Here is a 17,963-nt window from a genome sequence, read left to right as displayed (position 1 = left end):
TTATAATAGCAAAACGACTACGGAGCTCAGCATGATCGGTGAACACTCATCCAAGCAGTACGACAACGAACTGGAAGCCATCCGCAGCAAGGTGCTGCTGATGGGCGGCATCGTCGAGACCCAGTTCCTCGACGCCATGACCTGCTTCCGCATCGGCAATCCCGAGCGCGCCGACCGCGTGATGCGCGAGGACGACGCCGTCAACCAGCTGGAAGTGTCGCTGGACGACGCCTGCAGCCACCTGATCGTGCGCCGCCAGCCGGCCGCCAACGACCTGCGCACCATCATGGCGACCATCAAGGTGATCACCGACCTGGAGCGCATCGGCGACGAAGCGACCAAGATCGCCCGCACCGCCAAGGCGCTGCACGCGCGCGGCGCGGTGACCGTCAACCACTACGAGATGGTGCGCGGCATCGCCAACAACACCAGCGACATGCTGCACGACGCGTTGGACGCATTCGCCCGCAACGACGGCAAGCAGGCCTTGCAGCTGATCGCCCAGGACGCCGTGATCGACCACGAGTTCCGTTCGATCATGCGCAATCTGATCACCTTCATGATGGAAGATCCGCGTACAATCTCGGCCGCGCTGGACACCCTGTGGGTGGCCAAGGCGATCGAGCGCATCGGCGACCACGCCAAGAACATCGCCGAGTACGTCATCTACGTCGTCGAAGGCAAGGACATCCGCCACACCAAGACCGCACCGATACCGGACGACGTGCCCGAGCAAGCGCAATAAGAGAAATAATAAGAGAAATAACGCGAGAAATAATGGCATCCGATAAAACCACCGTATTGATCGTCGAAGACGAGCCAGCCATTGTCGAGCTGGTGACGTTTTCGCTGCGCGAGGCAGGCTGGAACTGCTGCGCCGTGCAAAGCTGTTCCGAGGCCTGGGACTTCATCCAGACCAAGACCCCGCAACTGATTTTGCTGGACTGGATGCTGCCCGACCAGACCGGCCTGCGCCTGCTGGCGCGCATCCGTTCCGACCGCCAGTTCAATGAAATCCCGGTCATCATGCTGACCGCCAAGAGCATGGAAGAAGACAAGCTGGCGGGCCTGAACAGCGGCGCCGACGACTATGTCACCAAGCCGTTCTCGCCGCGCGAGCTGCTGGCGCGCGCCAAGGCGCTGTTGCGCCGCAAGAGCCCGGAGCATGCGCAAGCGACCATGCGCGCGGCCAATGTGATGCTGGACCCGGTCAGCTGCACGGTGTTGATGGACGAGCAGAAGATCGACATCGGCCATGCCGAGTACAAGCTGCTGAAGTTCCTGCTGGCGCATCCGGAACGGGTGTTCTCGCGCAGCCAGCTGCTCGACAAGGTGTGGGGCGACCATGTGGTGATCGAGGAACGTACCGTCGACGTCCACGTGCTGCGCCTGCGCAAGGCCCTGAAAGAGGCCGAGCATCTGATCAAGACGGTGCGTAGCGTGGGCTACATGCTGTCGGAGAAATAATGAATCCAAAACTGGTGTTCTGGGTGCCGGCCGCGCTGCGCACCGCCATTATCCTGGCGGGCTGCGCGATGCTGGGCTGGATGTTCGGCTGGCTGAATGGCCTGGTATTGGCGCTGGTCGCCATGATGGTGCTGGTGTTCGTGCAGCTGACCTATCTTTACCAGCTGAGCAACTGGATGGACGATCCGCAGAGCGCCAAGTTGCCCGACGGCTGGGGCGCCTGGACCAATATCTTCTCGCGCCTGTACCGCATGCGGCGCGACGACGAGAAGAACCAGGCCGAGCTGACCGAATGGCTGGCGCGCTTCCGCCAGGCCATGCATTTGCTGCCGGATGGCGTGGTCATCATGGACGACGTGCTGTTCCTTGAGTGGTGCAATCCGGCCGCCGAGAAGCACCTGGGCCTGACGCATGAGCGCGACAAGGGCATGCGCGTGACCAACCTGGTGCGCAGTCCGGATTTCATGGACTACATCATCCTCGGCCGCTACGAGCAGCCGCTGACGATCAGCTTCCGCGAGCGCAAGCTGATCGTGCATATCATTCCGTTTGAAAACCGCCGGCAGATCCTGGTGACGCACGATGCGACCGAGAGCGAGCGCATCGAAGAGATGCGGCGCGACTTCATCGCCAACGCCTCGCACGAGCTGCGCACGCCGTTGACGGTGATCGTCGGCTTCCTGGAGATCGCCGCTTCCGAGGGGCTGGATGCGGCCACCCGGTCGGCCCACCTGAAGCTGATGACGGAGCAGGGCCATCGCATGCAGCACCTGATCGAGGACATGCTGACCCTGTCGCGGCTGGAGTCGGTGGATTATCCGATGCGGCCGGAGCAGGTCGACGTGCCCAAGCTGATGGAGCAGGTATTGCGCGATGCGCGGGCGCTGTCGGCCGGCAAGCACGAGATCACCATGGCGGTCAACGGGCCGGACATCATGGGCAGCTACGAAGAGCTGCACAGCGCTTTCGGCAACCTGGCCTCGAACGCGGTGCGCTATACGCCGGCCGGCGGCAAGATCCAGCTGGTGTGGAAAGAGTATGAAGGCGGCGTCAAGTTCATGGTGGAAGATACCGGCATCGGCATCAGCCCTGAACATATCTCGCGCCTGACCGAACGCTTCTACCGGGTCGACAAGAGCCGTTCGCGCGAGACCCAGGGTACCGGGCTGGGGCTGGCGATCGTCAAGCACGTGCTGCTGCGCCATGGCTCGACCTTGCAGATCAAGTCGGAGGCGGGCAAAGGCAGTTCCTTCATCGTCTGCCTGCCGAAGACCGCCATCGTCCAGCAGCAGCCTGAGCTGCTACTGAACTAGTCAGCCGATCATCCAGCCATATGGAAAGCCATAGCGCCAGACGTTGAACAGTTCGGCGCTATCGCTGACGCCGATAATGACCATCATGTGCTGCAGGTAGGACAGGAATTGATCGCGCTCCTCGGATTCGGCGCTATCGAATTTTGCCAATGCGGACTTGAACGTCTTCAGCACAAAAGATCGGCGTGCATGTGATGGAAGATCCGTCATCAACGTGACGAGGACTGCGTCGACTTCCGTCTGCGCCTGCGCCCGTACGCTTTCGTTCGGCGCGCCGGGATACGCGTGCAGCAGGTCCGGCAGGAATTTCTGTTCAGCCTTCAGTTGTGCGAGCTGGGCCCGCATCGTTGGCGTGACGACGATCGCGTGGTCGGACAGGCCGGTCGGCCAGACTACAAAAAGCAAACCTGAGACACCGCTGGCGATGACGGCGCTTACCGCAAGTACGATTGCGAGCAAAATTTTCGTGAAGCTGAAATTCATTGAGTTATGGGTAGGTGAAGAAGATGAAGTGCACGGCGTTGAGCGCGATGTGCACGAGGATGGGCGCTTCGATGCGCTGCGCGATGTGGTAGGCGTAGGCATAGCCCAGGCCTGCGATGGCGGCCAGCGCGGCGTACAGCGGGCCGCCGGCCAGATGGGCGGCGCCGAACAGCAGGGCGGAGCAGAGCAGCGCCACCCATGCGCCATGACGGAAGCCGGACAGCGCCGACGCCAGTCGCGCCTGGATGAAACCACGGAAGAAGGCCTCTTCGGCGACCACCGTGAAGAACAGGTTCACCGCGAGGAATTGCAGCGTGACCTCCGGCAGCTTGAATGCCGGCTGCACGAAGCCGAGGCCGGTGGCAAAGGCCATCACGGCCGCCACGGTGAGCAAGAGCACCGGCAAGGTCTTCTTCAACACAGAGCCAAATTCAGCCAACGACGCCGTGCGATGGCAAATGAATGCCAACAGTATCAGGCCGACCGCGCCCTTGTCGAAATTCGCATACTGGGTAAAGGGCTTGGCGCCGGCCGAGAACACCGCGCCCGCGATCACGACGGGATTGCTGAACCCCGGCAGTTTATGGATCGCCAGCGCAAACGCCAGCACCAGTGTGATCGCGCCAAACAGAATCCGCAGATATTTTTTGGACGCCGCATCGGTCAGCCAGGCCGCGCCGCCGAACAAGGCCAGCGCGATGAAGGCCGACGCGTGCAGCACGCCCGACAGCGCGCCGCACAGCAGCGCCACGGCAAACCAGGATTGCCAGGGCGCGAGCGGGCGGCGGGAAGCGGAGGAGAACCAGACGGTCCCCACGGACAGGGCGAGGGTGATGAAAGTCAGCAGCGTCAGTGTCGGCATTATTGAGGGAAACGGTGAATTAAATTTCCCTCAATAATATCACCCAGCTAAGCAATTCAGAACTTATAGGCAATGCCCGTCATCAGCAACGGCGTGGTCTTGCGCTTGGTCAGCGGGCTGTCGGCGGCATCGGTGGTCAGATGCGTGACGCCAAGCACCGTGTGTACCGACCAGTTCTTGTCGATCACATGGTTCCAGTTGACGCTGGCCGCGACGTTGGCAAAGCCGCCCTTGGCGGTAAAGGCCTTGTAGCCGGAGGCGGCGCTTTGCGCGGCGGTCACGCCGAAATAGGTTTGCATGTGTTTCTTGTCGTCGTACTCGGTCGACAGGCTCAGGCCGACCTGGTCGCTGGCGGTGGTGTACAGCGACGTCGACGCGCCCAGCGTGTAGGTGGAGCCGTGCTCGCGGTGCGCCAGGTTCTGCGTGGTGCCCAGGCTGACGCCGACGGTGCCCAACTGATAGCTGGCGCCCAGCGCGACCTGGGCCGCGCCCTGGATGTCGCCCATGCCCTTGAGCGCGTCGGAGCCGTCGAACATATTGCGCTTGTGGTCGGCGCGCGCGCCACCGTAGCTCAGCGCCGCGCTCAGGCCGACGCCGCTCACGCTGGTCTGGAAGCCGACGCCGCGCATGGTGCTGAGGAAGAAGCCGTTGTCGAAGGTGCGTTCGATGTAGGGCAGCGGCACCACGCGGCTCTTCTTGCTGCCGGCGTATTCCGGCACGTAGGCGATGCCGCCGCCCACGGTCAGGCTGTCGCCGGCGGCGGGCGCGGTCTGCGGACCGGACGACGAAGGCAGGTCGAGGGCGTCGGCGTGGCTGTTGCCGCTGAAGGCGCAAAGGGAGGCGAGGGCAAGGGTAATGGCAAGGCGCATGGAGGATCCTGTGAGGTGATGGTTCGGTGGTCCGCCGGCGCTTGCTAGAGTGGGCCCGGCGTATGACGGAGCGAAGTGTCGCAACATTTCCGGTCCGCCGCTACCGGCTTGTCTGAAGTATCATCTGCTGAATTGATTGGTACCGCGTGGCGGTGCCCGACCTTCGGAGAGCCGACCATGTCCCTGACGTTGTACTACCATCCACTGGCCTCGTTCTGCCATAAAGTGCTGATCGCGCTGTACGAGAACGCCACGCCTTTCGACAAGCGCCTGATCAATCTGGGAGAGGAGGGCGACCGCGCCGAGCTGGAGGCGATCTGGCCCTTGTGCAAGTTCCCGGTGCTGCGCGACCACGAGCGCGGGCGCGATGTGCCTGAGACCTCGGTCATCATCGAATACCTGGACCGCTATTTCCCCGGTCCGCAGGACTTGATCCCGGCCGACTGGGAGGCGGCGCTCGACGTGCGCCTGTGGGACCGCTTCTTCGATAACTATGTGCAGGAACCGGTGCAGACCATCGTCTTCGGCCACCTGAGCGGCATGCAGTGCGACCGGACCAAGGAGCGCACCAAGCTCAAGACGGCCTACAAGATGATCGAGAAGCGCATGGCCACGCGCAGCTGGATGTGCGGCGATGCCTTCAGCATGGCCGATTGCGCGGCGGCGCCCGCGTTGTTCTACGCCGCCACGCTGTTGCCGTTCCCGGAGGAATACCAGCACCTGAACGCCTACTTCGAGCGGCTGGTCGGCCGGCCGTCGGTCAGGCAGGTGCTGGACGAGGCCAAGCCGTATTTCTCGATGTATCCGTTCGCCGACGATATCCCGGAACGCTTCCTGTAAAGCAGCCTAGTTCTTGTTGCCTTGGTCCTCGGCGCTCTGCATCGAGGCCGGTTGCGCCATCGAACCGTTCTGCGCCGCTACGCTGGCGAAGTGGTGGGCCTGGTCGATGATTTCCTTGCCGGCAGCCTTGCCCTGACGCAGCTGCTGCTCGACCTGGGCGACGGCCTTGTGCGTGACCGCCTCGGCCAGCTCGGTCGCCGCGCGCGCCGCCTGTGGCGCATGCTGCTGCACCACCTGGTTGATGCTGGTCTGATACTCGCTGGCGATCTGGCCCAGCTGCTGGTGCCACGCCTGCAGCTTGTGCGTCGCCTGTTCGGTCGACTGCGTGCCGGCCGGCGAGCGTTCCGCCTGCGGGGTCAGCAGGGCGGTGCGCAGCGCTTCGGTGGAATCCTGAAGCCAGTCGCGGCTGAATTGCAGGTTCACCTCGGACAGCTTGCGCACCGATTGCAGGGTGGCGAGGGTCAGGTCGCTGAAATAGTCGATGCGGGCGAGCGCGTGATTTTTTGCTGCTGGCGAAATGGTTTCCACAAACGAATTCATTTACTTCTCCTGGATGGTGTGGGGCCAAAGTGAGAGTGTTTAAGCGGGCGCTCTGGCCGGACGCCTGCAGCACTATCTTCGCAGGTGCAGCATATTTTTGCCACACCAGAGCTTGCCGGCATCATTCGTTTTGGCTGGTCAATAAATTATCCGCTTCGCCACGCCCGTGTCCGTCTCGCCACATAGCGGTGGACCGGCGCGGGACGGCTGCGCTAAGGTGGCGTTGTCCCTATCACGCATGAAAGCCAGTCCATGAAAAGAAGAAGCTTGCTCAAGTCGGTAGCGGCCTTGCCGCTGATGTCGCTCACCTCGCTCACCTCGCTGCCGGCCTGGAGCGCCACCCCCACCGCGCCGCGCCGCCGCGTGCGTCCCGGCGATGCCGCCTGGCCATCGGCCTCGGCCTGGCAGCAATTGAAGGGGCGGGTCGACGGCCGCCTGCTCAAGCTGGATGCGCCGTTCGCCGCCTGCGCCGCCAGCGCCGCTGCACCAGCCTGCACGGCCGCGCTGGACGAGCTGAAAAACACCTACGCCATCGGCGACCAGCCGGCATTGACGCAGACCAGCGGCTGGCTGGACGCCTGGTCCTCGCAGCCGAGCGCCTACGCGGTGGCGGCGCGCGGCACGGCCGACGTGGTGGCGGCGGTCAACTTCGCGCGCGAGCACAATCTGCGGCTGGTGGTCAAAGGCGGCGGCCACAGCTACCAGGGCACGTCCGACGCGCCCGATTCGCTGCTGGTCTGGACGCGCCAGATGAACGATGCCACCTTGCAGCCGGCGTTCGTCGCACAGGGCTGCAAGGACGCGCCGCAGCCGGCCGTCACGCTGGGCGCGGGCGCGATGTGGATCGACGCCTACGACGCCGTCACCACGCGCGGCGGCCGCTACGTGCAGGGCGGCGGCTGCACCACGGTCGGCGTCGCGGGGCTGGTGCAGAGCGGCGGCTTCGGCAGCTTCTCCAAGAACTACGGCACCGCCGCCGCCGGCCTGCTGGAAGCCGAGGTGGTGACCGCCGACGGCCAGGTGCGCATCGCCAACGCCTGCACCAACCCCGAGCTGTTCTGGGCCTTGAAGGGCGGCGGTGGCGGCAGCGTCGGCGTGGTCACGCGGCTGACGCTGCGCACGCGCGAACTGCCGGAGACTTTCGGCGCGGTGTTCTTCACCATCAAAGCCGGCTCCGACGACGCCTATCGCGCGCTGATCGCACAGGTGCTGGCGTTCTACGCCGGCGCGCTGTTCAACGCCAACTGGGGCGAGCAGATCGGCTTCAATACCGGCAACACGGTGGATGTATCGATAGTGTTCCAGGGCCTGAACCAGCAGCAGGCGGAGGCGGTGTGGGCGCCGTTCCTGGCCTGGCTGGGCGAGCGGCCCGAGTACACGCTGGAAAAGCCGTTTCGCGCGGTGGCGCTGCCGGCACGGCAGTTCTGGAACGTGGCCTTCTTCAAGAAATACGCGCCCGGCTTCATGCTGGCCGACGAGCGTCCCGGCGCCCCGGCGCATCACGGCGTGTGGAAGGGCGACGCCGAAGACGCGGGCTGGTTCATCCACGGCTACCAGTCGGCCTGGTTGCCGGCCACGCTGCTGGCCGCCGAACAGCAGGCGCAATTGGCCGATGCGCTGTTCCGCGGCACGCGGCACTGGCGCGTGGGCCTGCACTTCAACAAGGGACTGGCCGGCGCCTCGGCCGCCGACCTGGCCGCCGCGCGCGATACGGCGATGAATCCCGACGTGCTGGGCGCGTTCGCGCTGGCCATCATCGCCGGCGGCGACGGCCCGCAGTATCCCGGCATGCCGGGTGCGAAAGAGGCGGCGCAGAAGAATGCGCAGCGCGGCCGCGACCGGGCTGCTTCAATCGGCCGGGCGATGGCGGAACTGCACAAGGCCGCGCCCAAGGCCGGCTCCTATGTGTCGGAGAGCGACTACTTCCTCAAGGACTGGCAGGCCGCGTTCTGGGGCGCCAACTACGAGCGGCTGGCGCGCGTCAAGCGGCAGTACGATCCGCACGGCCTGTTCTTCGTGCGCCACGGCGTTGGCAGCGAGGCGTGGAGCGACGACGGCTTCACGCGCAAGGGCTAGCGCGGCACCAGCAGCAGCTCCTTCTGGCGTCCGCTGATGTAGCGGATGCCGGCCTGGTCGAAGTAGGCGTCTTCCTCCAGCATGATGCGCACCGGCTCCGCGTAGCCCGGCAGCGTAGTCGCCGCATTGAGCTCGATCGAGTAGGCGGTGCGGTAGCGCAGCGCCTCGTCGCCGCTGCCCGGCACGCCGTCCTGCATGTCCCACATGCCGATGGCGGGACCGGCAGCGTGGCCGTGGTAGCCGATCGGATGGGTGTAGATGGTCGGGTTCAGGTTTTCGGCGCGCCCCTGCGCCAGTGCGGCGGCCAGCATCTGGTTGCCGGTGCGGCCGTGGCGGAATTGTGAGGTCAGGATGTCCTGCAGGCGGTTGGCGCGGGCGAAGGCCTGCACCAGCGCGGCCGGCGCGGCGCTCTCGCCGGGCTTGAGTACATAGGCATGCTGCTGCACATCGGTGTTCAGGCGCAGGTAGGTGATGCCGATGTCCACGTGCAGCAGGTCGCCGGGGATGATGATGTCGGCGTTGGCCAGGCCCTTGCCGGCGCGCTGGATCTCCACCGATGGGTGGAACCAGGTGTCGTAGCCAAGGTCGCGGATCTTCTGGCGGAACCACCACACCACGTCCTCGCTGGTGGTGATGCCGGGCGTGATCACTCGCTCGGAAAAACCTTCGGCGATGATCTTGTGGGTGGCGTCGACCAGCTGCGGGTAGATCTGCATCTCGCGTTCGGTGCGGGTCTCCAGCCAGCGCACCGCCAGCGGCTCGGCCGACACCACTTTGGCGCGGTACTCGGGCGGCAGCGCTTGCAGCAGTTCGGTGTAGTCGGTGTGGGCGATGCCGTCGGCGTGGCCGAAATGGCGCGAGGTGTCGAGCGCGATCCGCTCAGGCTTGCGCTGCTTGACCAGCGCCACCAGCGCATCCCACTGGTTGGGGAATTTCTGCATGTCCCACGCCGCCGCGATGCTCTTGCCGACGTTGTAGCGCGCCACCGCCAGCTTGTCGACGCGGCCGCTGGCCGGGTCGCGGTAGAACAGCAGCACCGTGCGGCGGCGGGCGTTGAGCCACTCGGCCGGCAGCATGGTCTTCAGCACCGGGTCTTCGTTGTATTCGCGCGCGACCACGATCCACATATCGATGCCGGTCTGCGCCATCATGTCCGGCAGCAGCGTATCGAAGCGTTCGGCCAGCAGCTGGTTGATCACCGCCGCCTGTTCGCGCACGGGCAGCACCTGGGCCGGCGCGTGGGTGGCCGCCAGCAGCAGGGATATCGCAAGGAGATATTTTTTCATGCGCTCATTTGACCACAGCGGTCGGCGAAGTCAATCAACTAGCTGCATACTTGTTAAAAAAGCACTCTTACGTTACGCTGGAGTCAGCCCACTCACAAGGAGCAAGCATGGCATCGATTTTCTATCTGCACGGCGGCCCAGGCCTGAGCGTCGCCATTGAAAGTACCCGCTTCCCGCAGGCCGTTGACGTGGAATGGTGGCAGCAGCCGCCCGCCGCGCCGTGCGCGCAGCGCCCCTACCTGGATTTGCTGGAAGCCACGCTGGCCGGGTTCCGCCGCAGCGCGCAGGCGCACGGCGGGCCGCTGACCGTGATGGCCAGTTCCTTCGGCGCGCATCTGGCGACTCATGTCGCCAATCACGCGCCGGAGCTGGTGGCGCGCGTCGTGCTGCTGGCGCCGACCTACAATCCTGAGCAGGCCGCGCTGCGATTGGCGCGGCAGGCCTTGTCCCGCAATGCCGGCCATGCCGACGCGCCCAAGGTCGCGGCGGCGCTGGCTGCCTACGAAGCGTCGCCGGGTCGGGCGCGTTTCTGGGACGTGTTCGGCGTGCTGCAACTGCTGCCGGATGTGCCGTCGCTGTATTTTGGCCCGCATGCCGGCGATGCGCCGCGCCATTTCCTCGAAGTGCTGCAACAGCCGGGCGCCTTTGATGGCCCGACCTCGGTCGCGGTGTCGGACGACTTTGCGGCCAGCTTCCAGCCGCCGGGGCGCAGCGCCTTCGATGGTCCGGTATCGGTGCTGTTCGGCCGCCATGATCCGATGATCGATGCGGAACAGGATGGCGCCATCTGGCGCGCAATCTTCCCGCAAGCGAATGTGCGCGTGGTCGACAGTGGCCACTTCCCGCTGCTCGAATCGTCGCTGGAGGCTTGCCTGGCCTAAGCCAGCGTCATTCCCGCGCAGGCGGGAACCCATACGTCGCTGGATAGGATACTCAGCATGGAGGGAATTCAGGCAATGCCTGGATTCCCGCCTTCGCGGGAACGACGGGTCAGCGCGAGAAGTGGGCATCGATTTCTTCCAGCGTCTTGCCCTTGGTTTCGGGCAGCAGGAAGGTGGCGGTCAGGAAGTACAGCAGCGCGCAGCCGGCGCCGTAGAAGAACAGCGTGGCATAGCCATACTGGCCGACCGTCGGCAGGAACACCGCCGCGATCACGGTGGACACGAACTGGTTGATCAGCAGCGCCACGCTCATGCCGTTGGAGCGGATACGGTTCGGCATCAGCTCCGACAGCGCCAGCCACACGCACACGCCGGGACCGACCGCGAAGCTGGCGACGAACAGGCAGATCGCCAACGCCACCTGCCAGCCGTGCGCGGAAGGCGGCACCGCCGACAGGTGCGCCTGTTCGATGCGCAGCGGCGCGCCGACGGCTTCGGCCGGATCGGCGAACGGATTCAGATGCAGGCGGCGGAAGAAGGCGCCGATCACGCTGTCCGCCTGCACCGTGTCCTCACGGGCGACGCGCAGCAGCGGCAGCGCCGGATCGTCGCTGCGGCGGCTTTGCACATTGGTGAACGGGCCGTAGGAATAGGCGATCGACAGCTGCATCGCCGCGCCATCGGTCGGCGTACCGCCCAGTGATTGCAAGGTTGCCGGATCGAGGCGCAGTTCCAGGCTGTCGGCCTGCGCGCGTGTTTGCAGCATGGCGCTGATGTCGCGCTGCTCGCCTTCCACGCTGCGGAACAGCAGGCCGGCCGTCAACAGCGCCAGCACGATGCCGCCGGTGCCCAGCATCATCAGGAACTTGCGGCCCTTGCGATCCACCAGCACCACCGCCACCACCGTCATCACCGCGTTGAGCACCTTGAGCGCGACGTCGGCCATGTTGGCGGTGGCGCCTGGCAGGCCGGCCTGATTCAGGATCGTGACCACATAGGCCAGGATGGAATTGATGCCGGTCGCCTGCGTCAGCGCCAGCACCAGGCAGGCCAGCAGGAACGGCAGCACGTAGCGGCGGCTCAGCAGGCGGTCGCTTGCCACCGCGCCGCCGGACGATGTCACTGGCGACAAGGCCAGTTCAATATCGTGCAGTTCCGCTTCCGCCTCGGCGGCGGGACGGGTGCGCAGCAGCGCGGCGCGGGCCTGGGCGATGCGGCCCTTGCGCGCCAGCCAGCGCGGCGATTCCGACAGCAGCAGGCCGCCCAGCGTGAACACCAGGCCAGGCGCCAGGCACACCCAGAAGATGCTGCGCCATGCATGGTCCTTGGCCGCGAACACCGCGTCGGCGCGGGCCGCCTCCGCCAGGTGCTGCGCCGCCGCCGTGGCGGTTTCCACCGTCTGCGCCTGGAACAAGCCGATCAGCGCCGCCGCCACCAGGCCGATGGTCAGCAGCAGCTGGAACAGCGCCGCGCCGCGGCCGCGATGGCGCGCATGCAGGCACTCGGCCAGGTACAGCGGCACCACCACGCCGATCAAGCCGCCGCTGATGCCTTGCAGCAGACGGCCCAGCATCAGCGGCAGGTAGCCGTCGGCCAGCGCGATCAGCGGTATGCTGAGCGTGAACAGGGCGCCGGCCAGCACCATCGCCGCGCGCCGTCCGACCAGGTCGGCCAGCGCGCCGGCGAACAGCGACGACAGCACGGACCCCAGCAGCACCGCCGCGACGATAAAGCCCAACTGCTGTGCGCTCAGCTTCCACGCCACCGACGCCGTCGATTCCAGATAGGGCAGGGCGCCGGCGATGATGCCGACGTCTATCCCGTAAAGCAGTCCTCCCATACCGGCGATAAACAGCAAAAATCCCATGGCGCGGGTGGGTGCGGTTGGCAGGGTGGCTTGCATCGAAACTCCGGCTAGTGTGAAGAAAGATCGATGGCTTCGCCTTCAACGAAGACGGCCACCGGCTGCAGATCGGCATTCAAAACTACGAGGTCGGCCCAGGCGCCGGGCGCCAGGCGGCCGCGCTCCGTCTCGCCCAGGTAGTCGGCGGGGTAGAGCGACAATCGGTTGGAGGCGTCGGCCAGTTCCAGCCCGAGGCCGACGAAATTGCGCAGCGCCTGGTCCATGGTCAGCACCGAGCCGGCCAGCGAGCCGGTGGCCAGCCGCACGCAGCCCAGGCACTTGTAGACGCGTTGGCTGCCCAGGCCATACTCGCCGTCCGGCATGCCTGTGGCCGAGGTGGCGTCGGTCACGCCGTACAGGCGCGGGATGGCGCGCAGCGCGGCGCGGATCGCGCCTTCGTGCACGTGCTGCAGGTCGGGGATGATCTCGGCGTATTCGGCGTGCGCCAGCGCGGCGCCGGCGATGCCGGGGTGGCGATGGTTGAGCGCCGTCATGCCGTTGAAGAGGTGGGTGAAGCCGGCCGCGCCGGCGTTCAGCGCGGCCACGCCGTCCTCGTAGCTGCCGTTGCTGTGGCCCAGCTGCACGCGGATGCCCATCTGCTTCAGCATCGGGATCAGGTCCAGGTGGCCGTCCACTTCGGTGGCCAGCGTCAGCGCGCGGATCGGCGCCAGTTCGTGATAGCTGCGCACCAGCTCCAGGCTGGCCACCGCCACCGCGTCGGCAGGCTGCGCGCCGAGGCGGTGGATGCTCAGGAACGGCCCTTCCAGGTGCACGCCCAGCATGCGCGCGGCGCCGGCCGGGCGTTCGGCGATCACGCCGGCCAGGCCCTTGAGCGCGCGGCGGATCGAATTGTCGGTGGCCGTCATGGTGGTGCCCAGCATCGCCGTGGTGCCGTGGCGCGCGTGGCTGCGCGCCACGCTGGCGCCGGCGTCGCCGCCCTGCATGATGTCGACGCCGGCGGCGCCGTGCACGTGCAGGTCGATGAAGCCGGGCAGGATGGTCAGGCCGCTATCGGCCTGCGCGTCCGCCTGGATGGTTTGAATACGCTGGTCAAAGGCGATGCTGCCCGTGATCCAGCCTTGTGGTGTGAGGATTCTGCCGCTTAAAACGTCGTTGCTTAACACTGTTATTCCGCTATCAGGAGTTCGATGCCGGCTTCCAGCAGGCCATCGCGGTATTCCGCGCTGATGCTGGCGTCGGTAATGACGGTATGGACGCGATCCAGCTGCACGATGCGGTGCAGGCTGACGCGCCCGAATTTGGAGGCGTCGGCGAGGACGATGATTTTCTTGGCCCGCTCCACCATCTTGTGGTTCAGGCTCGCTTCCGCCTCGTGGTGGGTGGTGACGCCGAATTGCAGGTCGAAGCCGTCGACGCCGAGGAACAGCTTGTCGAAGCTGTAGGCCTGCAGGCAGGCTTCGGCCTGCGTGCCCTGGATCGACAGCGACTGCTTGCGCAGCAGGCCGCCCGTCAGGATCAGGTCGACGCCGGGGGCGTCCGCCAGTTCCCAGGCGATGTTCAGGCCATTGGTCATCACCGTCACGTTCTGCGCCTCGCGCAGGTGGCGCGCCAGCGAGATGGTGGTGGTGCCCGAATCGATGATGATGTTATCGCCCGGCTGCACCATGCGCGCGGCCCAGGCGCCGATGCGCTCCTTCTGCTCGTGGTTCAGCGCGTCCTTCTGCGGTATGGTCTGCTCGGGCGGCGGGGTGCGGGTCAGCGTGGCGCCGCCGTGGCTGCGCGTGGCCAAGCCCTGCGATTCGAGCGCACTGAGGTCGCTGCGGATGGTGACGGCGGAGACGCCCAGCTGGTCCACCAGCGCGGCCACCTGGACCGAGCCGTGTTGGGTAAGCGCGTGCAAGATGGAGGCGCGGCGTTGACTGGTATTTCGCATTATTGTGCAGTCGAGTTTACAAAAACGTCGAGCTTAACAGATCGCAGCCGCTGTGCCAGCAGGCGCGGTGGCATTGAATACCGTATTTGCCGCCCCGTTGCGGTTGCAGGCGCGCGCATATTGCGCCAGCAGGCGGCCGATTTTGTGCTCCAGCAGCGCTTCGGACTTGGTGGCCAGCCGGCCTTGCACCACTTCCAGATACTGCTCCGGCAGGTGTTGGCTCAGCAGCGACAGCGGGATCGCCAGCGCATCGAGGTTGGTGCACAGCTTGTCGACGGCGGCCACGATCGCCGGCTCGCCCCAGTAGTAGCGGCAACGGTCGCTCAGGCCATAGCGGCGCAGCAGGCGCTGTTCGGCGCTGCTGCCGGGGTAGTGCTTGGCCCAGTGCTTGGGCTGCGCCAGCATGGTCTCGTCCAGCACCTGCATCAGGCGCGAGACCTGGCCGGGCGCCACCAGTTCTTCCTCGATCAGGCACAGTGCCTGCAGAGCCTCGCGCAGCGCGAAGGTGGCGGCCGGGCCGACCTTGAGGATGGCGAAGTGGTCGCGCACCATGTCGTGCAGCGCCGATTCGCGCTGGTAGTCGGTGGAGTGGGCTTCGAACACCAGGCCGGGCTGGCCGGCGACGAAGGCCGACAGCGCGGTGGCCTGGGCGGCGTCGTAGTGCTGGATCTGGCTGTGGTCGAAGTCCACGCCTGGCTGCACCACCATCGCGATCACGCGGCGCCAGGCGTCGTGCAGTTCCATCGCGAAGAAGGCCAGGCGGTGCACGTCCAGCGTGCGCGCGGCGGCTTTGGGCGAGGTGACGGCGCCGGCCTGCGCCAGGTTGGCTTCGCCGCCCGGGATCGGGACTTCGGTGCCAATCACGTACACCGGCGGCGGCAGGCCGGCTTGTTCGGCGGCCTTTTCCGCCACCGCGCACAGGCGCGCGGAGCGGGCGGCGATGGTTTCATCGCTCAGCAGCTGCGGATCGTCGGCGCAGCGCATGCTGCAATCGAGGTGGATCTTGTGGAAGCCGGCGGCGGCGTAGGCGGCGATCAGCGTCTCCGCGTGCTGCATGGCGGTGACCGCGTCCAGTCCCTGCCAGGCGTTGGGGCCGAGGTGGTCGCCGCCCAGCACCAGGCGCTCCAGCGGGAAGCCTTGGCCGCGCGCCAGGTTGTGCACGTAGTCGCGGAAGGCGGACGGCGTCATGCCGGTGTAGCCGCCGAACTGGTCGACCTGGTTCGAGGTCGCCTCCACCAACAGCACGGTGTCGTAGTCGGCCGCCACGCGCATCGCCGCGCGCAGCACGCTCGGATGGCTGCAGCACACGCTGTACAAGCCGGTTGCTTCGCCGCGGCGGTGGGCGGCGACGATTTGCTGGACGGGGGACAGGGCTTCGGTAGTTTTCATATGCGTTTATTTATTGAGCGGTCAGTGAGCGGTCAGTTGCTGACGGGCGAGCAGGGCGGCGCCGCGTGCGCCGCCGGCGTCGCCGAATTTCGGCGGCAGGATGGGCGGCACGCGCACGCCGGGGAACAGGTGGCGTCGCATCGCGGCCGGCAGCTGGTCGTACAGGTGGGCCAGCTGTGACAAGCCGCCGCCCAGCACGATGGCGTGCGGGTCCAGCGTCAGTACCAGCGTGGCCAGCGCGTGGGCCAGCAGATCGGCGTGCAGCGCCATGGTCTGGGCTGCGATGGCCGAGCCGGCGCGCGCCTGCGCGACGATGGACAGCGGAGTTTCGTCGCCGCCGCCGAGGTGCTGGTGCAGTCCGCTCATGCCGGGGCCGGAGACATAGCGCTCCAGGCAGCCGCGCCGGCCGCAAGGGCAGTCGAGGATGGGCAGTGCATGAGGGAGCATTTGCGCCGCCGGCAGCGGCCAGTGGCCCCATTCGCCGGCCACGCCGTTGGCGCCGCGCTGCAGACGGCCGTCGACGCAATAGCCGCCGCCGGCGCCGGTGCCGATGATGGCGCCGAACATGGTCGGCTGACCGTGCGCCGCGCCGCCTTGCGCTTCCGACAGCGCGAAGCATTGGCAGTCGTTGCCGATGGTGACCGGGCGCTCCAGCGCATCCTTGAGCGCATGGGCCACTGCGCGACCGTTCAGTGCCGGCACGTTGGAGCTGAGTTGCCGTCCGGTGGCGCTGTCGATCACGCCCGGCAGGCCGACGCCGACCGGCGCACGCAGGCCCAACGCCTTGTCGGCGCGGCCGACCAGGCCCTGGATCGCCAGCAGGAACTCGGCGAAATCGGTGCCCGGCGTGGCGATGCGCTCACGGTGGACTTCCTTCAGTTCATGGCCTTCCTCGGCGAACGCCACCAGCTCGATCTTGGTGCCGCCGATGTCGATGCCGTGATAGCCGCGTGGTTCAGAATTCGTCATGGCGGTAGATGGTGACGCCTTGCACGACACGGTTGACGGTGCCGCCGGCGAATGGATTATCGGGACGCAGTCGCAGCAGCGCCGACTGGTGCAGCGCGTACTGCTGCGCCATCAGCAGCCACAAAGGGGCCAGCCAGGCGTCCGGCCAGGCCGGCGCGTCGATGCCGATGTCGGCGCCGGCGCCCACGGTCAGGCAGCGGCCGGCGACCTGGTCGCGCTGCAGTTCCAGCAGCAGGTCGTGTTCGTAGCGGCGCGACAGCGGATCGGAGCTGCGGAACAGCACCACCAGCGTCTCCTTGTTCAACGCGGCCTTGGGGCCGTGGCGGAAACCGAGCGCGCTGTTGGCCATCGCCAGCACGCTGCCGGCGGTCAGTTCGAGGATCTTCAGCGCCGCCTCCTTGGCCAGCGCTTCCAGCGGACCGCTGCCCAGGTAGACCACGCGCGAGACGCGCTGCGCGGCCAGTTCGGCCACCGGCGCCGACCACGCGGCCAGCGCTTGCTCGCCCAGTTGCGCCAGCGTGTCCAGGCGCTCCGGCTGGAAATCGGGATCGAGCACGCACAGCGCGGCCAGCAGCATGCAGGTGAAGCTGCTGGTCATGGCAAAGCCGCGGTCGCAGCTGGCGGCCGGCATCATCAGGTTGAGGGTTTGCTCGTCGCCGGCGCCTTGCAGGGCCAGCGCGCCGTCGGCGTTGCAGGTGATGTTGAGGAAGCGCGCGGTCGGCACCATGTCGCGCACCAGCTGCACCGCCGCCGTGCTTTCCGGGCTGTTGCCGCTGCGGGCGAAGGACACCACCAAGGTCGGCGCCGTGCGCTCCAGGTACAGCGCGGGGTGGGTCAGCAGGCTGGTGGTCGACAGCGCGCGCACCTGGCAAGGCCAGGCTGCGTTGATTTCGTCGGCGATGATCTCGCCCACATAGGCGGAGCTGCCGGCGCCGGTCAGGATCACGCGCTGCTGCGGATTGCTCAGGGTGTCGCCCAGGAAGGCGGCGATGCGGCTTTTTTCCTTGGCGAGATGGGTCGCCAGTTCGCGCCAGAGGGCTGGCTGATGGACGATTTCTTCGGCGGTATCGAGGCCGCCGATATCGCGCCAGGCTTGGGGGGCACGTTGGAGTAAGTTGGTCATCGAAAGAATTAGTCTGGTTAAGTCAGGGAAAGAATAAGGTTTTATTTTCGGAATGTCAAATTCGAAAG

At 66.3% G+C, this 17,963-nt stretch carries 17 protein-coding genes; 6 read left to right on the top strand and 11 right to left on the bottom strand.

Annotated features, from left to right (window positions below; all coding sequences use genetic code 11):
• Positions 1 to 31: 31 nt before the first annotated feature.
• From phoU to phoR, 3 genes are read left to right on the top strand one after another with little or no spacing between them, the layout of a single operon-like run.
• Complete coding sequence (gene phoU / locus V6M89_RS22945; RefSeq protein ID WP_020706066.1) at positions 32 to 745, top strand: phosphate signaling complex protein PhoU; 714 nt, start codon at positions 32 to 34, stop codon at positions 743 to 745.
• A 32-nt stretch (positions 746 to 777) separates the two neighbouring features.
• On the top strand, positions 778 to 1,467 hold the full coding sequence (locus tag V6M89_RS22940; RefSeq protein ID WP_020706067.1) for a response regulator: 690 nt from the start codon (positions 778 to 780) through the stop codon (positions 1,465 to 1,467).
• The gene (gene phoR, locus V6M89_RS22935) at positions 1,467 to 2,780 is read left to right on the top strand and encodes a phosphate regulon sensor histidine kinase PhoR (RefSeq protein ID WP_332855355.1); all 1,314 of its coding nucleotides are present in this window, start codon (positions 1,467 to 1,469) and stop codon (positions 2,778 to 2,780) included. Before V6M89_RS22940 ends, phoR begins: the two co-directional genes overlap by 1 nt.
• On the opposite strand, the gene V6M89_RS22930 is transcribed toward phoR, so the two are convergent.
• Genes V6M89_RS22930 through V6M89_RS22920 form a run of 3 tightly spaced genes read right to left on the bottom strand, consistent with a single transcriptional unit; the run spans position 2,781 to position 4,994 of the window.
• Complete coding sequence (locus V6M89_RS22930) at positions 2,781 to 3,263, bottom strand: DUF4844 domain-containing protein (RefSeq protein ID WP_332855354.1); 483 nt, start codon at positions 3,261 to 3,263, stop codon at positions 2,781 to 2,783.
• A 4-nt stretch (positions 3,264 to 3,267) separates the two neighbouring features.
• Positions 3,268 to 4,125, bottom strand: coding sequence for a CPBP family intramembrane glutamic endopeptidase (locus V6M89_RS22925; protein WP_332855353.1), 858 nt, complete (start codon positions 4,123 to 4,125; stop codon positions 3,268 to 3,270).
• 56 nt (positions 4,126 to 4,181) lie between these two features.
• Positions 4,182 to 4,994: a MipA/OmpV family protein gene (locus V6M89_RS22920; RefSeq protein ID WP_332855352.1), complete on the bottom strand. Its 813-nt coding sequence runs from the start codon at positions 4,992 to 4,994 to the stop codon at positions 4,182 to 4,184.
• 177 nt (positions 4,995 to 5,171) lie between these two features.
• Between V6M89_RS22920 and V6M89_RS22915 the strand changes: the two genes are divergently transcribed.
• Complete coding sequence (locus V6M89_RS22915) at positions 5,172 to 5,834, top strand: glutathione S-transferase family protein (RefSeq protein WP_332855351.1); 663 nt, start codon at positions 5,172 to 5,174, stop codon at positions 5,832 to 5,834.
• A gap of 6 nt (positions 5,835 to 5,840) precedes the next feature.
• On the opposite strand, the gene V6M89_RS22910 is transcribed toward V6M89_RS22915, so the two are convergent.
• Entirely contained in the window at positions 5,841 to 6,374 is a 534-nt protein-coding gene (locus V6M89_RS22910) for a hypothetical protein (RefSeq protein WP_332855350.1), read from the bottom strand.
• A 252-nt stretch (positions 6,375 to 6,626) separates the two neighbouring features.
• Here V6M89_RS22910 and V6M89_RS22905 point away from each other — a divergent pair, with 252 nt between their 5' ends.
• Positions 6,627 to 8,450, top strand: a complete 1,824-nt coding sequence (locus V6M89_RS22905) for an FAD-binding protein (protein ID WP_332855349.1) — start codon at positions 6,627 to 6,629, stop codon at positions 8,448 to 8,450.
• Here V6M89_RS22905 and V6M89_RS22900 read toward each other — a convergent pair.
• The gene (locus V6M89_RS22900) at positions 8,447 to 9,736 is read right to left on the bottom strand and encodes a M24 family metallopeptidase (protein WP_332855348.1); all 1,290 of its coding nucleotides are present in this window, start codon (positions 9,734 to 9,736) and stop codon (positions 8,447 to 8,449) included. The genes V6M89_RS22905 and V6M89_RS22900 overlap by 4 nt on opposite strands.
• Before the next feature lie 107 nt (positions 9,737 to 9,843).
• Here V6M89_RS22900 and V6M89_RS22895 point away from each other — a divergent pair, with 107 nt between their 5' ends.
• On the top strand, positions 9,844 to 10,617 hold the full coding sequence (locus V6M89_RS22895; RefSeq protein ID WP_332855347.1) for an alpha/beta fold hydrolase: 774 nt from the start codon (positions 9,844 to 9,846) through the stop codon (positions 10,615 to 10,617).
• A gap of 109 nt (positions 10,618 to 10,726) precedes the next feature.
• Here V6M89_RS22895 and V6M89_RS22890 read toward each other — a convergent pair whose 3' ends face one another.
• From V6M89_RS22890 to V6M89_RS22865, 6 genes are read right to left on the bottom strand one after another with little or no spacing between them, the layout of a single operon-like run.
• Positions 10,727 to 12,520: an MFS transporter gene (locus tag V6M89_RS22890; protein WP_332855346.1), complete on the bottom strand. Its 1,794-nt coding sequence runs from the start codon at positions 12,518 to 12,520 to the stop codon at positions 10,727 to 10,729.
• An 11-nt stretch (positions 12,521 to 12,531) separates the two neighbouring features.
• The gene (nagA, locus tag V6M89_RS22885; protein WP_332855345.1) at positions 12,532 to 13,644 is read right to left on the bottom strand and encodes an N-acetylglucosamine-6-phosphate deacetylase; all 1,113 of its coding nucleotides are present in this window, start codon (positions 13,642 to 13,644) and stop codon (positions 12,532 to 12,534) included.
• 2 nt (positions 13,645 to 13,646) lie between these two features.
• Positions 13,647 to 14,414 (bottom strand): DeoR family transcriptional regulator, encoded by a 768-nt coding sequence (locus V6M89_RS22880; RefSeq protein ID WP_332855344.1) that lies wholly within the window; start codon positions 14,412 to 14,414, stop codon positions 13,647 to 13,649.
• Between the two features lie 33 nt (positions 14,415 to 14,447).
• Entirely contained in the window at positions 14,448 to 15,803 is a 1,356-nt protein-coding gene (locus tag V6M89_RS22875) for a D-tagatose-bisphosphate aldolase, class II, non-catalytic subunit (protein WP_332855343.1), read from the bottom strand.
• Between the two features lie 21 nt (positions 15,804 to 15,824).
• Positions 15,825 to 16,772 carry an ROK family protein gene (locus tag V6M89_RS22870; RefSeq protein WP_332855342.1) on the bottom strand — a complete coding sequence of 316 codons (948 nt, stop codon included), beginning with the start codon at positions 16,770 to 16,772 and terminating at the stop codon, positions 15,825 to 15,827.
• Complete coding sequence (locus tag V6M89_RS22865) at positions 16,759 to 17,895, bottom strand: tagatose-6-phosphate ketose isomerase (protein WP_332855341.1); 1,137 nt, start codon at positions 17,893 to 17,895, stop codon at positions 16,759 to 16,761. The genes V6M89_RS22870 and V6M89_RS22865 overlap by 14 nt, the downstream gene beginning before the upstream one ends.
• Positions 17,896 to 17,963: the final 68 nt, after the last annotated feature.

Origin of the sequence: Duganella sp. S19_KUP01_CR8, assembly GCF_036688705.1 — a bacterium.
In the GTDB taxonomy this organism is placed as follows: domain Bacteria; phylum Pseudomonadota; class Gammaproteobacteria; order Burkholderiales; family Burkholderiaceae_D; genus Rugamonas.
The sequence above is the reverse complement of the archived record's forward strand: the minus strand, read 5'-3'. Positions and strand labels throughout refer to the sequence as shown.

Bases quoted from the DNA above. Each gene is read 5' to 3' on its own strand.
- phoU (WP_020706066.1), top strand. From the start codon at position 32: ATGATCGGTGAACACTCATCCAAGCAGTACGACAACGAACTGGAAGCC.
- V6M89_RS22940 (WP_020706067.1), top strand. From the start codon at position 778: ATGGCATCCGATAAAACCACCGTATTGATCGTCGAAGACGAGCCAGCC.
- phoR (WP_332855355.1), top strand. From the start codon at position 1,467: ATGAATCCAAAACTGGTGTTCTGGGTGCCGGCCGCGCTGCGCACCGCC.
- V6M89_RS22930 (WP_332855354.1), bottom strand. From the start codon at position 3,263: ATGAATTTCAGCTTCACGAAAATTTTGCTCGCAATCGTACTTGCGGTA.
- V6M89_RS22925 (WP_332855353.1), bottom strand. From the start codon at position 4,125: ATGCCGACACTGACGCTGCTGACTTTCATCACCCTCGCCCTGTCCGTG.
- V6M89_RS22920 (WP_332855352.1), bottom strand. From the start codon at position 4,994: ATGCGCCTTGCCATTACCCTTGCCCTCGCCTCCCTTTGCGCCTTCAGC.
- V6M89_RS22915 (WP_332855351.1), top strand. From the start codon at position 5,172: ATGTCCCTGACGTTGTACTACCATCCACTGGCCTCGTTCTGCCATAAA.
- V6M89_RS22910 (WP_332855350.1), bottom strand. From the start codon at position 6,374: ATGAATTCGTTTGTGGAAACCATTTCGCCAGCAGCAAAAAATCACGCG.
- V6M89_RS22905 (WP_332855349.1), top strand. From the start codon at position 6,627: ATGAAAAGAAGAAGCTTGCTCAAGTCGGTAGCGGCCTTGCCGCTGATG.
- V6M89_RS22900 (WP_332855348.1), bottom strand. From the start codon at position 9,736: ATGAAAAAATATCTCCTTGCGATATCCCTGCTGCTGGCGGCCACCCAC.
- V6M89_RS22895 (WP_332855347.1), top strand. From the start codon at position 9,844: ATGGCATCGATTTTCTATCTGCACGGCGGCCCAGGCCTGAGCGTCGCC.
- V6M89_RS22890 (WP_332855346.1), bottom strand. From the start codon at position 12,520: ATGCAAGCCACCCTGCCAACCGCACCCACCCGCGCCATGGGATTTTTG.
- V6M89_RS22880 (WP_332855344.1), bottom strand. From the start codon at position 14,414: ATGCGAAATACCAGTCAACGCCGCGCCTCCATCTTGCACGCGCTTACC.
- V6M89_RS22875 (WP_332855343.1), bottom strand. From the start codon at position 15,803: ATGAAAACTACCGAAGCCCTGTCCCCCGTCCAGCAAATCGTCGCCGCC.
- V6M89_RS22870 (WP_332855342.1), bottom strand. From the start codon at position 16,772: ATGACGAATTCTGAACCACGCGGCTATCACGGCATCGACATCGGCGGC.
- V6M89_RS22865 (WP_332855341.1), bottom strand. From the start codon at position 17,895: ATGACCAACTTACTCCAACGTGCCCCCCAAGCCTGGCGCGATATCGGC.